Origin of the sequence: Nakamurella panacisegetis (genome assembly GCF_900104535.1) — a bacterium.
Taxonomy (GTDB): Bacteria; Actinomycetota; Actinomycetes; order Mycobacteriales; family Nakamurellaceae; genus Nakamurella; species Nakamurella panacisegetis.
On record NZ_LT629710.1, the window covers coordinates 4,867,902 to 4,883,749 of the forward strand.

The following is a 15,848-nucleotide window of genomic DNA, read 5'->3' on the forward strand; positions in this document are numbered from 1 at the left end:
GGAGCATCTTGCCGATGACAACGCTTTCCCTGACCACCGCCGACCCGGCCAAGGCCAAGACCGACGTGCTGGTGGTGGCCGCCTACGCCGGCCCCAACGGCCCGGTCCCGGCCGATCAGCGCTTCGCCGACGCCGTGTCGACGGCCGCCCTCACCGGCGCCTCGGGCAAGGCGGGCGAACTCACCCTGGTCCCGGGCGACGGCTCGGTCGCCGCCGTCGTGGTCGCTGTGGTCGGGCTCGGCGCCGAGGACAAGTTCATTCCCGAGGTCCTGCGCAAGGCGGCCGGGATCGCCTCGCGTGGAGTGGCCGGTAAGCCCTCCATCACCTCGACCCTGGGCCTGATCGACCTCACCGCGGCCGCCGAGGGTCACCTGCTCGGCGGGTATGTGTTCGACCGGTACAAGACGCCGTCGAAGCCGCCGGTCGAATCGATCGCGCTCTCGGTGACGAAGAACGACAAGGCCACCAAGGCGACCCTGCGGGACGCGGTCGCGACGGCCGAGGGCGTGCTGCTGGCCCGCGACCTGATCAACACCGCACCCAACGACCTGTTCCCGCAGGCCTTCGCCGAGCGGGCCACGGCGGCGGCGGAGGCGGCCGGGCTGTCCGTCGAGGTGTTCGACGAGAATCAGCTGGCAGCTCAGGGCTTCGGCGGCATCCTGGCCGTTGGTTCGGGATCCAGCCGGCCCCCGCGCCTGGTCCGGGTGGCCTACTCCCCCAAGGGAGCCACCAAGACCGTGGCCCTGGTCGGCAAGGGCATCACCTTCGACTCCGGCGGGCTGTCGATCAAGCCGGCCCAGGGCATGGAGAACATGACAAGTGACATGTCCGGCGCGGCCTGCGTCGTGGCCACCGTCATCGCCGCCGCCGCCCTGCGTCTCCCGGTCGCGGTGACCGCCTGGGCCGCGATGGCCGAGAACCTCCCGTCCGGGTCGTCCTACCGTCCGGGTGACGTGATCCGGCACTACGGCGCCCACGGAGAACCGGGCAAGACCGTGCACGTCCTGAACACCGACGCCGAAGGCCGGCTGGTCCTCGCCGACGCCATCGTGCGGGCGGCCGAGGAAGAACCGGACTACCTGATCGAGACCTCCACGCTGACCGGCGCCCAGGTCGTCGCCCTGGGCAACCGCACCATGGCCGTGATGGGCTCCGACGACTTCCGCGACCGGGTGGCCGAACTGGCCCGCGAGGTCGGCGAGGGCGGCTGGTCGATGCCGCTGCCGGAAGAACTCGGCGAGAGCATCCAATCCCAGGTCGCCGACCTGCAGAACATCAACTGGGACCGGGTCGGCGGCATGTTGGTGGCCGGGCACTACCTGTCCAACTTCGTCCCCGACGGGCTGCCCTGGGCCCACCTGGACGTCGCCGGGCCGGCCTTCAACAGCGGAAAGCCTTACGGCTACAACGGCTCCGGTGGAACCGGGGTGCCCGTCCGGACGCTGCTGGCCGTCCTGGCCGACATCGCCGCCGGCTGAGCGGCGCTCCCGCCGTCAGCGATCGCCCAGCTCATCGCGCCGGGCGCGTTCCTGCAGAATCTTCTGACGGCGGGAGTAGTCCCGCATCCGTTGCGGGTATCCGACGATGGTCGCGTCGTAGATCGGCAGGCGGTGCTGCCGGGCGAACGACTTGGCGGCCTCGGGCGACGCGACCTGCTTCCGGGTGAACTCACCGTCATGGGCGACCAGAACCATCGTGACCGGCGTCATCGGCGTCTTGGGTTCGACGAAGACCTCGACACCGCGCCGCACCGCCACCCAGTCGACCAGCCCGTCGACCACGGCGCGCCGCTGCGCGCGGGGGCTTTCCGACCGCGATCCCTGGCCCGGCCGCATCCTGGACAACCAGCTCATCGTCGCCCAACTCCAGCTCTGTCCATGATGGTCCCCCGCCGTGGTTACGCCCACGGCGAACCCTGAACCGGAGCCGAACCGCGGACTTGTTGCCACCAGTGTCAACCATCCGCCCGTCAAGCAACGCCACCAGCCGGGACTGCTCCGCGTGTCGGACGGCCTCCGTTCGGGCCGCGGGGGCCGGCCGAACATGCACCCGCGACGCGCGCGGTCGGGCGAGATGTCAAGATGGAGGCCGCACCGGAGCCGTCGTGATCATCGACAGCGGCCGGGAACAGCTTCCACGAGAGCCTGAGGAGTTCGTTTTCACATGACCGACACCACCGTCGACCTGGTCGTTCTCGGCGGAGGGTCAGCCGGCTACGCCGCTGCACTGCGTGCGTCCGAGCTCGGCTCCTCCGTGGTTCTGATCGAGAAGGACAAACTGGGCGGCACCTGCCTGCACCGCGGATGCGTCCCGACCAAGGCCCTGCTGCACGCGGCCGAGGTCGCCGACGACGCACGCGAAGGTGCGGCCTACGGGCTGCGCACCACCTTCGACGGGGTCGACGTACCGGGCCTGCACAAGTACAAGGACGGTATCGTCGCCAAGGCCCACAAGGGGCTGACCGGGTTGGTCAAGTCGCGCGGCATCACCGTCATCGAGGGCGAGGGCACCTTCGTCGGTCCGAATTCCGTCGTCGTCGGTGACGACCGGTACATCGGCACCAACGTCGTGCTGGCCACCGGTTCCTACTCCAAGTCGCTGCCCGGCCTGAACATCGAGGGTCGCGTGATCACCAGCGAACAGGCACTCGGCCTGGAGTGGATCCCCGAGTCGGCGATCGTCCTCGGCGGCGGCGTCATCGGCGTCGAGTTCGCCTCCGTCTGGGCCTCCTTCGGTACCAAGGTCACCATCGTCGAGGCCCTGCCGAGTCTGGTTCCGGCCGAGGATCCGTGGGCCCAGAAGCTGCTCGAGCGCGCCTTCCGCAAGCGCAAGATCGCCTTCTCCACCGGTATCCGGTTCGCCGGTGTCACCCAGGACGACAGCGGCGTCACGGTCACCCTGGAGGACGGCAAGACCTTCTCGGCCGACCTGCTGCTCGTGGCCGTCGGCCGCGGCGCGGCCACCGCCGGCTGCGGGTTCGAGGAAGCGGGCCTGAACATGGATCGCGGCTTCGTCATCACCGACGAGCGGCTGCGCACCAACCTGCCCAACGTGTACGCCGTCGGCGACATCGTCCCCGGCCTGCAGCTGGCCCACCGCGGGTTCCAGCACGGTGTGTTCGTGGCCGAGGACATCGCCGGTCTCAACCCCGAGGTCATCCCCGACTCGCTGATCCCCAAGATCACCTACTGCGATCCGCAGATCGCGTCGGTCGGCCTGACCGAGGCCAAGGCGGCCGAGGTGCACGGGGCCGAGAACATCGAGACGTTTGTCTACGACCTGGCCGGGAACCCGAAGTCGCAGATCCTGCGCACAGCCGGTGGTGTGAAGGCGGTGCGGGTGAAGAACGGACCGGTGATCGGCATCCACCTGGTGGGCGCCCGGATCGGCGATCTGATCGGCGAGGCCCAGACCATTGTCGGTTGGGAGGCCAACCCCGAGGACGTCGCGCCGCTGGTCCACGCGCACCCGACCCAGTACGAGGCGATCGGCGAGGCCATGCTGGCCATGGCCGGCAAGCCGCTGCACGTCCACAACTGACGCACCCGTCCAACTGCTTTCTCGACCAAGGTAGGGAAGAAAATCCATGTCGCACTCCGTGCAGATGCCGGCTCTCGGTGAGAGCGTCACCGAAGGCACTGTCACCCGCTGGCTGAAGGAAGTCGGCGACACGGTCGCCGTCGACGAGCCGTTGCTGGAGGTGTCGACCGACAAGGTCGACACCGAGATTCCCTCCCCGGTCGCCGGCGTGCTCGAGAAGATCGTGGTCGCCGAGGACGAGACGGCCGCGGTCGGTGCCGAGTTGGCCGTGATCGGCGACGGCAGTGGCGCCACCGCCCAGGCGGCACCAGAGCCCGCGGCGGCTCCGGAGCCGGAGGCAGCCCCGGAGCCGGAGGTAGCTCCGGAGCCTGAGGCAGCCGCTGACGCCGCACCCGAGCCCGAGGCGGTTCCGGCCGCGGCGGCCGCCGAGCCGGAGCAGCCGTCGACCGACCTGGAGACCCCGGCCGAGAAGCCGACGGCCGACGCCGCCCCGGCGACCGGTTCCGGTACTCCGATCCTGTTGCCGGCCATGGGCGAATCGGTCACCGAAGGCACGGTCACCCGCTGGCTCAAGGCCGTCGGCGACGCCGTCGCCGTGGACGAGCCGCTGGTGGAGATCTCGACCGACAAGGTCGACACCGAGGTGCCCTCCCCCGTGGCCGGCACCCTCCTGGAAATCAGTGTCGGCGAGGACGAGACGGTCGAGGTCGGCGGGCAGCTCGCCGTCATCGGCGACAAGGGCGCAGCACCGGCCCCGGCACCCACCCCGGCTCCGGCCCCCCAGGCCGCGGCGCCGGCGGCCGCTCCGGCCCCCGCCCCTCCGGCCCCGGCCGCCGCTCCGGCCCCCGCCGCTCCGGCCCCGGCCGCTCCGGCCCCCGCCGCTGCACCGGCGCCGGTCACCCCGTCGCCCGACGCTGCGGCACCGGCGGCCAAGCCCGCCGCCGCGGGCTGGCAGCCCGCCCCCAAGGCCGACACCTCCAGCTACGTCACCCCGGTGATCCGCAAACTGGCCGCCGACCAAGGCGTCGACCTGTCCACCGTGACCGGTACCGGCGTCGGGGGCCGCATCCGCCGTGAGGACGTCGTCGCCGCCGGCGAGGCCGTCAAGGCGGCCAAGGCGGCAGCGGCCGCTCCGGCTCCGGCGGCCTCGGCGACGCCGGCCCCCTCGGCGGCCAAGCCGGTCCCCGACGCGACCGCCACGGCGTTGATCGGAACCACCCAGAAGCTGCCGCGGATCCGCCAGTCGATCGCCAAGAACATGGTGTACGGCCTGCACACGGCGGCCCAGCTGACCACGGTCATCGAGGTCGACGTGACCCGCGTGGCAAACCTGCGGGCAAAGGCGAAAGCCAGTTTCGAGGCCCGCGAGGGCGTCAAGCTGTCGTTCCTGCCGTTCTTCGTCAAGGCCGCCATCGAGGCCCTGAAGCTCTACCCGGTGGTCAACTCGTCACTGTCCGAGGACATCAAGGAGATCACGTACCACGGCCACGTCAACCTGGGCATCGCCGTCGACACCCCCCGCGGGCTGATCGTCCCCGTCATCAAGGAAGCCGACGATCTCAACATCGGCGGGATCGCCCGCAAGATCGCCGACCTGGCCGCCCGCACCCGCGACAACAAGATCGGCCCGGACGATCTGTCCGGGGGGACGTTCACCATCACCAACACCGGCAGTGTCGGGGCGTTGTTCGACACCCCGATCTTCGTGCCGCCGCAGTCGGCCATCCTCGGGACGGGCGCGATCGTCAAGCGTCCGGTGGTGCTGACCACCCCCGACGGCGGCGAGGTCATCGCGATCCGGTCCATGGCGTACCTGGCCATGTCCTACGACCACCGCAACGTCGACGGGGCCGACGCCTCGCGGTTCCTCGGAGCGGTCAAGAAGCGCATCGAAGCCGGCGACTTCGAGGGCGATCTGGGGTTGTGACCCACGCATGAACCACGGCTGGAGGCCGACCACTCGTCCGAGGGGTTGGCCTTCAGCCGTCTTCCGGGGTCAGGGAGCAGGTCCATCCGGACCGACAGATCCGGACCGACGACGACAGAAGGACGCCAGACGTGCACATCATCGCGGCCGGAGCCAGTGGGTTCCTGGGACAACGATTGATCGGGAAGCTGACCGCGGACGGGCACCGGGTGACGCAACTGGTCCGCCGCGCCCCCACCGGAGCGAACCAGGTCACCTGGGACCCGGACCGGGGTGAGCTCGACGCCGCCGACCTCCAGGGGGTCGACGGCATCGTCAACCTGTGCGGCGTCGGAGTGGGCGACAAGCGGTGGAGTGTCGCCTACCGCGACCTGATCCGCTCCTCGAGGGTGAACCCCACGACGCTGCTGGCCTCACGAGCGGCTCAGGCCGACGTTCCGGTGATGCTCAGCGCCTCCGGAGTCGGCTACTACGGCCCGCGCGGTAACGAGGAGATCGACGAAACGGCCCACGCGGGAACCAGTTTTCTGGCCGGCGTGTGCGTGGACTGGGAGCGGGCCACCGAGGCGGCCGAGACGGCCGGGGTGCGGGTCGCGCACCTGCGCACCGGGCTGGTTCTGGGGAAGGAGGCCGGACTGTTGCCCAAGCTGGCGTTGCTGACCAAGCTCTTCGCCGGCGGCCGGCTCGGTTCCGGCCGGCAGTACTACCCGTGGATCTCGGCCACCGACCACATCGACGCGATGGTGCACCTGCTGACCACGGAAGTGTCCGGGCCGGTCAACGTCTGCGGCCCAGCCCCGGTCACGAACGCCGAGTTCGCGAAGGAACTCGGTCGCCAACTGCACCGGCCGACCCCGTGGATGGTGCCGAAGTTTGCTCTGCAGATCGCCGTCGGTGACTTCGCCGAGGAGATCGTCAACGGCCAGCGGGCCATCCCGAAGGCCCTGCTCGACTCCGGTTTCGGATTCACCCACCCGACCCTGACCGCGGCGCTCCAGGCCGAGTTGGGCTGAGCGCGCCTCGTCCGCGGCAGGGCCGGCCGGCTCCGCCGCCGGCGGCCGTCGACCTCAGTGTTCGTAGGGGTCGGACGGCTGGCTGATGGGCGTCATGGACACCACGTCGACGGTCGGTACGTAGTCGTTCCCGGAGTCGGCGGTTCCGACCTGGGCGCTGATCACCGCGCTGACCCACGTGTTCACGGCGTACTTCGCCGGGGCGTCGATGTGCACCCGCATGGGGCTGGCGTCCGCGGCGCAGCAACTGATCGTCATCCGGGCCAGCGAGTAGCCGCTGGTGTAGCCGTCGCCGGCGCCGGCGATGAACCCGACGACGGTGATGTTGTTGTCCGACACCGAGTTGTCGCCGTCGTACAGGGCACGCATGATGAATTCCTTCAGGGTCAGGGCCGGATCCTGACCCGCCGGGAGGGCGGCGAACTTCATGGTCGGGCGCTGCTTGGCGAAGGCCTTGGTGCCGATGCCGTGGCCGCTGCCGTCGTTGGGTGCATATCCCCCTGACGAGCCGCCCGCGGCGACGTCAGCGCCGGCCCCGGTGGCCGAGGCGACACCGGTGAGTCCCTGCAACGCCTGCGACCCGGCGTTCCGGTTCACCGCGTCGGCGCCCAGCGCCGGCGGCGCCAGCAGGAGCAGTACCAGGATCGGGGCCAGGATCAACCACGGCGCCTTGGACCGGTCGTGGCTGTGCCCGTGACCGTCGGCCTCCTCGTGCGAATGGTCGACCGGCGGGGCGGGCACCGACGGCGCTGTATCCGTGCCGCGCGCGGCGTCGGCTTCCATCTGCAGGTCGGCCTTCCGGTCACCGCGGATGCCGGTGACGATGGACAGGACGCCGACCAGGATCAGGATGACCCCGGCGATCACCAACAGCGGCCCGAAGCCCGGTTTGACGTAGGACGTGTACCGGCCGCTGACCGTGATCGAGATCAGGAGACCGCCCAGTAGGACGATCAGCACGGATTGGGTTGTCTTGTTCAACGCCAGCCTCCGAAGAACAACAGGCCGGTGCCGACACCGACGACGATGGCCACCACGAACGTGACCGGCGCGAACCGCACCGCGAACTTCCGCCCGAAGGTGCCGGACTGCATGGCGAACAGTTTGATGTCGACCGCCGGTCCGACGGTCAGGAACACCAGCTTGCCGACCACCGGGATGGTGGAGAACGACGCCGCCACGAACGCGTCCGACTCCGAGCACAGGGCCAGGAAGAACGCGAGCAGGCCCATGGTCAGAACGGCCAGCGCGACGTTGCCCCCGACGTGCTGCATGAACGTCCGCGGCACCACCGTGTTCAGCGTGGCCGCGGCCGCGGCGCCGATCACCAGGAAACCGGCCGCCTGCGTGAAATCGGCGCGCATGGTCGGCAGGAACACCTTCAGACCGGTGTCCTCGCTGTCCGACTGCTCCCGGAGGCGGGGCTTCATCCAGGCCGGCCGGCCCAGCTTCTCCCAGACCAACCCCACGATGACGGCGGTCAGCAGGCCGCCGACCAGGCGAGCCCAGACCATTCTCGGTTCGGCCTGGAACGCCACGGCCGTGGCCACCAGCACGATCGGATTGATGGCCGGCGCCGACAGCAGGAAAGCCAGCGCAGCTGACGGGCGGACACCCCGATTCATCAGCCGGTTCGCGATCGGTACCGAACCGCATTCGCAGCCGGGCAGGGCGATCCCGCACACGCCGGCCAGCGGGACAGCCAGTACCGCCCGCTCGGGCATGAACCTGGTGAAGAAGGCGGCCGGGACGAACGCGGCGATCGCCCCGGACACCAGCACCCCGAGGACCAGGAACGGGGTGGCCTGCACGCAGATGGCGACGAAGACGGTCGACCAGCCGGACGGCAGGACCTTGGTCAGCAGGCTGGCCAGCTGACTCCGCAGGAGCACGGCGGTCAGCAGGATGAGCGCGAAGATCTCGAGCGATCCCGGCCGGTAACGCGGCCGGCGGCGCGGGGCCGGCGGCGCGGGGCGGTCTCTGACGTCCGTCATCCCGGTTGGTCCGTCGTCGCCGCCGGCGTCAGGTCATCGGATTCGGCGCCCCCGAACCGGCGCTGCCGCGAGGCGTAGATCTCGCAGGCCCGCCACAGGTCACGCCGGTCGAAGTCGGGGAACAGGGTGTCCAGGAAGACCATCTCGGCGTAGGCGGACTGCCAGAGCAGGAAGTTGCTGGTGCGCTGCTCGCCGGACGAGCGCAGGAAGAGATCGACGTCGGGCATGTCCGGTTCGTCGAGGTACTTGGCGAGCATCGCTTCGTCCACCTTCGAGGCATTGATCCGGCCGGCGGCCACCTCGAGGGCGATCGCCTTGGCGGCGTCGGCGATCTCCGCGCGGCCTCCGTAGTTGACACACATGGTCAATGTCAGGACGTCGTTGCCGGCGGTCAGTTGCTCGGCCACCTCGAGTTCGTGGATGACGCTGCGCCACAGACGGGGCCGGCGGCCGGCCCAGCGGACGCGGACACCGAGGGCGTGCATGTCGTCCCGCCGCCGCCGGATCACGTCCCGGTTGAAGCCCATCAGGAACCGCACCTCATCGGGCGACCGCTTCCAGTTCTCGGTCGAGAACGCATATGCCGAAAGGTGTTTGACTCCGATCTGGATCGCCCCTTCGACCACGTCGAACAGCGCCGCCTCGCCTAGTTTGTGACCCTCGGTACGGGGCAGACCGCGGGCCTTGGCCCAGCGGCCGTTGCCGTCCATCACCAGGGCCACGTGCTGCGGGACGGCCGACGCCGCGATGGCCGGTGGCACGGCGCCGGAGGGGTGCGGCGTGGGCTCCCGGCGAGGCAGGGCGGTGGGGACGTTGCGGGCTCTCATGTCAGGGCACCAGTCTGTTGCTGCGTTCCGACCCGGGGCGGCTCGACTTCGTCAGGGCCGTCGAACCCGGGGTCGTCCTCGAGGGGTTCGGCCGGGCCGGTCTGCCCGGCCGCGATCCGGGCCAGTGCCGCTCCCCGCGCGGCCGGGTAGCCACCCAGCTCCGGGGACGGGCTCGATCCGCCCCGATCGACCATGGGCAGGGACTTCAGGCCGCGTTCGATGTGCCATTGCAACAGCGCGGCGACCAGCCCCGACGCTTCCCGGCGCATCAATCCGGTGGACGCCTCGGCGCCGGGCCAGTCACCGGAGGCCAACGCCGCCATCAACGCGATCGCCCCGGGCGCGGGACGGGCGACGCCCGGTGACCGGCAGTTGCCGCAAAGCAGCCCGCCGGAGGGGACGTGGAAGGCGGCATGGGGGCCGGGGTCACCGCACCGGGCGCACTCGGACAGCGCGGGGGCCCAGCCGGCCAGGGACATCGACCGGATCAGGAATGCATCCAGCAGCAACGACGGGTCACGTTCGGTCTCGGCCAGGGCCCGCAGCACGGACACCAGCAACAGGTACAACTTGAGCGACGGTTCGCGCTCCTCCGACGTCAGCCGTTCGACGGTTTCCACGATGGCGGTGGCCGCCGTGTAGCGGGAGTAGTCGGCGGCGATGGCCGAACCGAACGAATCCAGGCTCACCACCTGGTTGACGATGTCCAGGTTCCGCCCGGCGTAGAGCTGCATGTCGACATGGCTGAACGGCTCGAGACGACCGCCGAATCGGCTCTTGGTCCGACGGACCCCCTTGGCCACGGCCCGGATCCGACCCTCCCGTCGGGTCAGCACAGTGACGATGCGGTCCGCCTCACCCAGTTTGTGGACCCGCAGCACCACACCGGAGTCGCGGTAGACGGTCACAGCGTCCATGGTGCCAGGTGCGGCGATCAAATCGGTGTTGTCCCGCGCGCCGGAACCGTCCGTCGCGGTGACCGGAGCTGTCCCGACCCGGAAGTCGACAGTCGTCCGGCGGCAACCGATCGGGTGACCCGGGCGGCAGGTTGGACAATCTGCTGACGCGACGCAAAGACCTCTGAGAGAGTCCTCGACATGGGACAACCTCACGATCCGTACCGACCTCAGCCGGGTCAGCCCGGGTATCAGCCCGGCCACGTCGCCATGAACGCCCCGGTGCCGCCCGACCGCGGGTCGCCGTACGCGTCGTCGGCCGCGCCCGCTCCCTCGCCCCGGAAGCCATGGGGGGCAACCCTGGTCGGTCTGGTCATCGGGCTGGTGATCGCCGTCGCGGTGGGCGGAATCCTGCTGGCCACCAAGAAGATGCACTTCGGGACGAGTGCGGCGGCTTCGGTCGACACCAGGGCGATCGCCCTTCCCGGATCTCTGGCCGGTTACCAGGACCTGGTTGCCGCCAACAAGGCGAAGTTGGACCAGTCGTCGACGACGGCGGGCCGGAAGGCCACCGTGCTGGCCTCCCAGCAGGCCAACCAGGCGAAGGTGAAGAGTCTCACCGTGGCGTCGTACGAGGCGGCCTACGGCACCACCGCGGTCGACGTCCGCTCGTACGCCGATGCGGGCCTGGAGAAGACCGCAACGGTCATCGCCGTCCGGGCCGGCTCACCCGGCCTGACCCTCGGGCCGGTGACGGATCCGGCCTACCTCGGGTTGGCCGTCAATCAGCAGGAGATCAAGACGTTCGACCAGATCAGCTGTCGTGTCGTGCACCCGGAGACGACCACCGCCGGCCACCCGATCGATCCGGGCAACTCCTTGACGGCCGCCTGTCAGCGCTCGGACGGCGCGCTGACGGTTCAGGTGTTCAGCTCGGGCTTCGACGGTGCCGAGGGCCAGCAGCAGATGATCGCGTTGACCAATGCGGCCTGGGCCGCGGTGCAGGGCTGAGCCTGCGGACGGGGGCACCCAACGGCGTCCGACCAGTGCACTAGCCTGGGAGGGCAAAGTGCTGGACCCGGGTGAGTGATGTCGAGGCGCTGACCGGGGCATCGACCGACCTCGCCCGACGGCTGCGCCGAAGGTGGATACATGAGCATTCCGACGATTCGCCGGGCCGAGCCGGATGACGCAGAGGCCTTTTCCGCGTGCCACCTGGCCTGCTGGCGGGAAGCGTACGAGAACCTCTGGGGGTCAGAGCGTTTCGCCGAGTTCGATCCGGTCAAACTGGCCGTACGGCGACGTAAGGAGATCGAGAGCGGCATCGCGGACCACTACCTGGCCGAGGTCGACGGAGAGGTGGTCGGCATCGCGATCTCCGGTCCCAGCCGGGATGAGGATCCGCCCACCGAGCGGGAGCTCTACGCGATCTTCGTCCGCCAGGGCCGGCAGGGGTCAGGCGTGTCCGACGATCTGCTGCAGGCAGCGATCGGCGATGGTCCGGCCTGTCTGTGGGTCTACCGCGACAACCCCCGGGCGAGTGCCTTCTACGTGCATCACGACTTCATTCCCGACGGCAGCGAGAAGATCGATTCGGCCGGCATCCTGGAGATCAGGATGGTCCGCCGATAGGTCGGTCCGTCCGTGATAGAGCCCGTCCCGTTAGATGCGCGACGGGCCCAGGCGGGGCGAGAGGATGCCACCGAGCCGGCTCTTCCCGGAGCCGGCCGACCCGGTGATCACGATGCGCGCAGGGCCGCCGTCCAACGGACGACGCCACTGCGCCGTCGGCGAGCGGATCGGACGCCGCATACTGGCGGGGTGAGCAGAGTGACCGCCCGAGCGCGGATCCAGCGGTACCGGGACGGCACGTTCTCGCCGCGCGCCGATCTGGTGGCCGGCGAGGAGCCGCTGGAGATCCGTCTCGGCGGCGAGTCGATGTCGGTCACCATGCGGACCGCCGGCCACGACATCGAATTGGCTCACGGGCTGCTGCACGCCGAGGGCATCATCGCCACGGCCGCGGACGTCGTCGCCATGCGGTACTGCGACGGTGTCGACGAGCAGGGTCGCAACACCTACAACGTGCTGGACGTGCAGCTCGCCGGGCCCGTACCAGTGGCGGCCCGGTCCGGCGCCCGTGCCTTCGTGACCAGTTCGGCCTGCGGCGTCTGCGGTTCGGCATCGATCGATCAGCTCAAGCTCCGTACCCGCCACGCATTGCCGGCCACCCTGCACTTCGACCCGGATGTTCTCTGCGCCGCTCCCGATCAGTTGCGGAGCCACCAGAAGGCATTTGCCGGCACCGGAGGCATCCACGGCGCTGCCCTGCTCTCCCCCGACGGATCGCTCCGCCTGGTCCGCGAGGACATCGGGCGCCACAACGCGGTCGACAAGGTCATCGGCGCCGCCTTGCTCGCCGGCGACGTTCCGTTGGGCGGTGAGGCCCTGCTGACATCGTCACGAGCCTCGTTCGAACTGGTCCAGAAGGCGGTGATGGCCGGCATCGGAATGCTCATCGCCGTCTCCGCGCCTTCGTCGCTGGCCGTCGAACTCGCCGCCGAAACCGGCCTGACGCTGATCGGCTTCACCCGCGACCACGGCTTCAATCTCTATTCAGGGGCAGATCGCGTGATCGGCGCCGCCTGAGCCGACGCAGGGCCTACCATCATCTCGACATCACCGCCGCACACCCGGCGATCCGGGCAGACGCTGGGAGCAGCCCCATGAGGTTCCGTTCGGTGTCCGTTGCCGGCGCTCTGGCCGGTGCGCTCCTGGTCGGCGGTTGTGCGACAACGGTCAGCGGGCAGGCTCAGGTGAACGCGGCGGCCCAAGCCACCGCGGCGTCCAGCCCGGCCACCTCCACCGGGAGCAGCGCGAGTTCTCCGACCGGTTCGACGGAGTCCGGCGGCTCTTCGTCCACCTCCAGCGCGACCGGTCTCACGGAGCCGTCGACGAGCGGAACTCCGGTCCCGCCGACCTCCCCGGGAACCTCGACGCACGGGACGATCACGAAGTCCGGTCCGTCGAGCCTGTCGAGCGTCCCGGGCCTGTCGGCCGACTGCAACAAGGTGCTGGCCGGCGTCCAGGCCTTCACCGCGCTGTTCGACCAGATCAGCAGCAGCGGCGACATGAACGCGAAGGTCACTCAAGCGAGCGTCGATGCCGCTCTCAAGGCTCTTCCGGCATCGGGGCTTCCGCCCGCGGTGCAGGGTGACGTCACGACGCTGCGGTCGTGGGCCGGCGGGGCCGCGGGCAAGTCCATGACGGAGCTCGCCATGTCGTTGACCGACGGCAAGGTCACCACCGCCATCACGAACCTCTCGACCTGGCTCACCACGAACTGCTACTGAGATCAGCGGCTCGGACCCGCAGACGCCGATCGGCCCCGTGGGCGAGATGTACACGGGGCCGACAACGACAAAGCGATGGAGAGATCAGGCCGACTTCTCCCGCGGGGTGCGCTTCGGCGCGCGCGGCACGATCGTCGGGTAGACGTTCTTCTTGACCGTCTCGGCGGTCACGACGACCCGCTCGACGTCGTCCCGGCCCGGCACTTCGTACATCGCCGGGAGCAGCACCTCTTCCATGATGGCGCGCAGGCCACGAGCACCGGTGCCACGCAGGATCGCCTCGTCGGCGATCGCCTCGAGGGCATCCGGGTCGAACTCCAGCTTCACGCCGTCCATGTCGAACAGCCGCATGTACTGCTTGGACAACGCGTCCCGCGGCTCGGTCAGGATCTTGATCAGAGACTCCTTGTCGAGGTGGGTGACCGCCGCGACCACCGGCAGACGCCCGATGAACTCGGGGATCAGGCCGAACTTGATCAGATCCTCGGGCATCACGTCGGAGAAGATGTCGGACGCATCGATGTCGAACTTGGACCGGATCTCGGCTCCGAAGCCAAGTCCGCGGCGCCCGACCCGCTCACCGACGATCTTCTCCAGCCCGGCGAACGCGCCGGCCACGATGAAGAGCACGTTCGTGGTGTCGATCTGGATGAACTCCTGGTGCGGGTGCTTGCGACCGCCCTGCGGCGGCACGGAAGCCTGCGTGCCTTCCAAGATCTTCAGCAACGCCTGCTGCACACCCTCACCCGACACGTCCCGGGTGATGGACGGGTTCTCCGACTTGCGGGCGATCTTGTCGACCTCGTCGATGTAGACGATGCCGGTCTCGGCCCGCTTCACGTCGTAGTCGGCCGCCTGGATCAACTTCAGCAGGATGTTCTCGACGTCCTCGCCGACGTAACCGGCCTCGGTCAGCGCAGTGGCGTCGGCGATCGCGAACGGGACGTTCAACATCTTGGCCAGGGTCTGGGCCAGGTAGGTCTTGCCGCACCCGGTCGGGCCGAGCATCAGGATGTTGGACTTGGCCAGCTCGACCGGCTCCGGACCGCGATCGGGGCCGGCCTGGATCCGCTTGTAGTGGTTGTAGACCGCGACCGAGAGTGCCTTCTTCGCGGTGTCCTGACCGATGACGTACTGGTCGAGGTACTCGCGGATCGCCGTGGGCTTGGGCAGGTCGTCGAGCTTGACGTCGCTGGTCTCGGCCAGCTCCTCCTCGATGATCTCATTGCACAGATCGATGCACTCGTCGCAGATGTACACGCCGGGGCCTGCGATGAGCTTGCGAACCTGCTTCTGGCTCTTTCCGCAGAAGGAACACTTCAGCAGATCGCCCCCGTCGCCGATGCGCGCCATGAGCCCTCTCGATCTTGGATAGGGCCAACTTCTGGCCGGTTCCGGTAGTGGTGTGTGGTTCTGACCGCGGCCCCGTTGGGCCGGCGGTCGAAGGTCAGCTGCTGCCGACGGTACCCGGTGCGTGCCCGCCCGGCTGAGGTTTGCCGGTTACGACACGAAGTCGGGGCAATGTCGCCTCGACTGCCGCCGGCCGTGACGTCTGGGGTGGGACGCCGACGGCCGATACCGTTCTAGGGTATCGGCCGCCGGGCTTCCCGCCACCTGAAAAAGCGCCGAGATCAGTTGTCGATCTTGCGGTATTCGAGCACGTCGTCGACCAGGCCGTATTCCTTGGCCTCGGCGGCGGTGAGGATCTTGTCGCGCTCGATGTCGTTGCGGACCTCTTCGGGCGTCTTGTTCGAGTGACGCGACAGGATGGTTTCCAGCGAGTTCCGCATGCGCTGAATCTCCTTGGCCTGGATCTCCAGGTCGGACACCTGGCCGTAGACGCCCTCGGTGGCCGGCTGGTGGATCAGGATCCGCGAGTTCGGCAGAGCCATCCGCATCCCCTTGGAGCCGGCGGCGAGCAGCACCGCCGCGGCCGAGGCGGCCTGGCCCAGGCAGACCGTCCGGATGTGGGGCCGGACGAACTGCATGGTGTCGTAGATCGCCGTCATCGAGGTGAACGAGCCGCCGGGCGAGTTGATGTAGATGACGATCTCGCGGTCGGGGTCGGTCGATTCGAGGGTCAGCAGCTGCGCCATCACGTCATTGGCGGAGGCATCGTCGATCTGCACGCCGAGGAAGATGATCCGTTCCTCGAACAGCTTGTTGTAAGGGTTGGACTCCTTCACGCCGTAGCTGGTGCGCTCGACGAAGGACGGCAGGATGTAACGGGCCTGCGGGAGGTTCAAGGCGTTGCCGTGAGCGACGCCCAGTGGCATCTGGTGGCCGGGACGGTTCATC

The 15,848-nt window shown here is 69.2% G+C and carries 15 protein-coding genes; 8 read left to right on the plus strand and 7 right to left on the minus strand.

What is annotated here, in order from left to right; genetic code table 11:
• Positions 1-14 precede the first annotated feature (14 nt).
• On the plus strand, positions 15-1,478 hold the full coding sequence (locus tag BLS97_RS21890; RefSeq protein WP_090480587.1) for a leucyl aminopeptidase: 1,464 nt from the start codon (positions 15-17) through the stop codon (positions 1,476-1,478).
• Positions 1,479-1,493: 15 nt separating this feature from the next.
• Here the strand turns inward: BLS97_RS21890 and BLS97_RS21895 are convergent, their stop codons facing one another.
• Complete coding sequence (locus tag BLS97_RS21895; RefSeq protein ID WP_231988255.1) at positions 1,494-1,853, minus strand: oxidoreductase; 360 nt, start codon at positions 1,851-1,853, stop codon at positions 1,494-1,496.
• A gap of 310 nt (positions 1,854-2,163) precedes the next feature.
• On the opposite strand from BLS97_RS21895, the gene lpdA reads away from it, so the two are divergent.
• The 3 genes from lpdA to BLS97_RS21910 all read left to right on the plus strand — a co-directional run bounded on the left by lpdA (position 2,164) and on the right by BLS97_RS21910 (position 6,480).
• The gene (gene lpdA / locus BLS97_RS21900) at positions 2,164-3,540 is read left to right on the plus strand and encodes a dihydrolipoyl dehydrogenase (protein WP_090480592.1); all 1,377 of its coding nucleotides are present in this window, start codon (positions 2,164-2,166) and stop codon (positions 3,538-3,540) included.
• Between the two features lie 46 nt (positions 3,541-3,586).
• The gene (gene sucB, locus BLS97_RS21905; protein ID WP_090480595.1) at positions 3,587-5,467 is read left to right on the plus strand and encodes a 2-oxoglutarate dehydrogenase, E2 component, dihydrolipoamide succinyltransferase; all 1,881 of its coding nucleotides are present in this window, start codon (positions 3,587-3,589) and stop codon (positions 5,465-5,467) included.
• Between the two features lie 131 nt (positions 5,468-5,598).
• Complete coding sequence (locus BLS97_RS21910; RefSeq protein WP_090480598.1) at positions 5,599-6,480, plus strand: TIGR01777 family oxidoreductase; 882 nt, start codon at positions 5,599-5,601, stop codon at positions 6,478-6,480.
• 54 nt (positions 6,481-6,534) lie between these two features.
• On the opposite strand, the gene BLS97_RS21915 is transcribed toward BLS97_RS21910, so the two are convergent.
• The 4 genes from BLS97_RS21915 to recO are packed head-to-tail and all read right to left on the minus strand — an operon-like array spanning position 6,535 to position 10,209.
• Positions 6,535-7,461, minus strand: a complete 927-nt coding sequence (locus tag BLS97_RS21915; protein WP_157695618.1) for a TIGR03943 family putative permease subunit — start codon at positions 7,459-7,461, stop codon at positions 6,535-6,537.
• The gene (locus BLS97_RS21920) at positions 7,458-8,474 is read right to left on the minus strand and encodes a permease (protein WP_090480604.1); all 1,017 of its coding nucleotides are present in this window, start codon (positions 8,472-8,474) and stop codon (positions 7,458-7,460) included. The genes BLS97_RS21915 and BLS97_RS21920 overlap by 4 nt, the downstream gene beginning before the upstream one ends.
• Positions 8,471-9,301 carry an isoprenyl transferase gene (locus BLS97_RS21925; RefSeq protein ID WP_090480607.1) on the minus strand — a complete coding sequence of 277 codons (831 nt, stop codon included), beginning with the start codon at positions 9,299-9,301 and terminating at the stop codon, positions 8,471-8,473. Before BLS97_RS21925 ends, BLS97_RS21920 begins: the two co-directional genes overlap by 4 nt.
• Positions 9,298-10,209 carry a DNA repair protein RecO gene (gene recO / locus BLS97_RS21930; RefSeq protein WP_090482918.1) on the minus strand — a complete coding sequence of 304 codons (912 nt, stop codon included), beginning with the start codon at positions 10,207-10,209 and terminating at the stop codon, positions 9,298-9,300. Before recO ends, BLS97_RS21925 begins: the two co-directional genes overlap by 4 nt.
• Positions 10,210-10,398: 189 nt before the next feature.
• On the opposite strand from recO, the gene BLS97_RS21935 reads away from it, so the two are divergent.
• The 4 genes from BLS97_RS21935 to BLS97_RS23135 all read left to right on the plus strand — a co-directional run bounded on the left by BLS97_RS21935 (position 10,399) and on the right by BLS97_RS23135 (position 13,550).
• Positions 10,399-11,208, plus strand: coding sequence for a hypothetical protein (locus BLS97_RS21935; RefSeq protein WP_157695619.1), 810 nt, complete (start codon positions 10,399-10,401; stop codon positions 11,206-11,208).
• A 141-nt stretch (positions 11,209-11,349) separates the two neighbouring features.
• Positions 11,350-11,829 (plus strand): GNAT family N-acetyltransferase, encoded by a 480-nt coding sequence (locus BLS97_RS21940; protein WP_090480613.1) that lies wholly within the window; start codon positions 11,350-11,352, stop codon positions 11,827-11,829.
• A gap of 189 nt (positions 11,830-12,018) precedes the next feature.
• Positions 12,019-12,846, plus strand: a complete 828-nt coding sequence (gene fdhD / locus BLS97_RS21945; protein WP_090480616.1) for a formate dehydrogenase accessory sulfurtransferase FdhD — start codon at positions 12,019-12,021, stop codon at positions 12,844-12,846.
• Between the two features lie 92 nt (positions 12,847-12,938).
• Complete coding sequence (locus BLS97_RS23135; protein ID WP_172832326.1) at positions 12,939-13,550, plus strand: hypothetical protein; 612 nt, start codon at positions 12,939-12,941, stop codon at positions 13,548-13,550.
• A gap of 84 nt (positions 13,551-13,634) precedes the next feature.
• On the opposite strand, the gene clpX is transcribed toward BLS97_RS23135, so the two are convergent.
• On the minus strand, positions 13,635-14,903 hold the full coding sequence (clpX, locus tag BLS97_RS21960) for an ATP-dependent Clp protease ATP-binding subunit ClpX (protein WP_090480625.1): 1,269 nt from the start codon (positions 14,901-14,903) through the stop codon (positions 13,635-13,637).
• Positions 14,904-15,181: 278 nt separating this feature from the next.
• On the minus strand, positions 15,182-15,847 hold the full coding sequence (locus tag BLS97_RS21965) for an ATP-dependent Clp protease proteolytic subunit (RefSeq protein WP_231988256.1): 666 nt from the start codon (positions 15,845-15,847) through the stop codon (positions 15,182-15,184).
• Position 15,848: the final 1 nt, after the last annotated feature.

Coding starts and splice junctions, on each gene's coding strand:
- BLS97_RS21895 (WP_231988255.1), bottom strand. CDS start 1,853: ATGAGCTGGTTGTCCAGGATGCGGCCGGGCCAGGGATCGCGGTCGGAA.
- BLS97_RS21940 (WP_090480613.1), top strand. CDS start 11,350: ATGAGCATTCCGACGATTCGCCGGGCCGAGCCGGATGACGCAGAGGCC.
- sucB (WP_090480595.1), top strand. CDS start 3,587: ATGTCGCACTCCGTGCAGATGCCGGCTCTCGGTGAGAGCGTCACCGAA.
- lpdA (WP_090480592.1), top strand. CDS start 2,164: ATGACCGACACCACCGTCGACCTGGTCGTTCTCGGCGGAGGGTCAGCC.
- BLS97_RS21920 (WP_090480604.1), bottom strand. CDS start 8,474: ATGACGGACGTCAGAGACCGCCCCGCGCCGCCGGCCCCGCGCCGCCGG.
- BLS97_RS21935 (WP_157695619.1), top strand. CDS start 10,399: ATGGGACAACCTCACGATCCGTACCGACCTCAGCCGGGTCAGCCCGGG.
- clpX (WP_090480625.1), bottom strand. CDS start 14,903: ATGGCGCGCATCGGCGACGGGGGCGATCTGCTGAAGTGTTCCTTCTGC.
- BLS97_RS21965 (WP_231988256.1), bottom strand. CDS start 15,847: ATGAACCGTCCCGGCCACCAGATGCCACTGGGCGTCGCTCACGGCAAC.
- BLS97_RS21925 (WP_090480607.1), bottom strand. CDS start 9,301: ATGAGAGCCCGCAACGTCCCCACCGCCCTGCCTCGCCGGGAGCCCACG.
- BLS97_RS21890 (WP_090480587.1), top strand. CDS start 15: ATGACAACGCTTTCCCTGACCACCGCCGACCCGGCCAAGGCCAAGACC.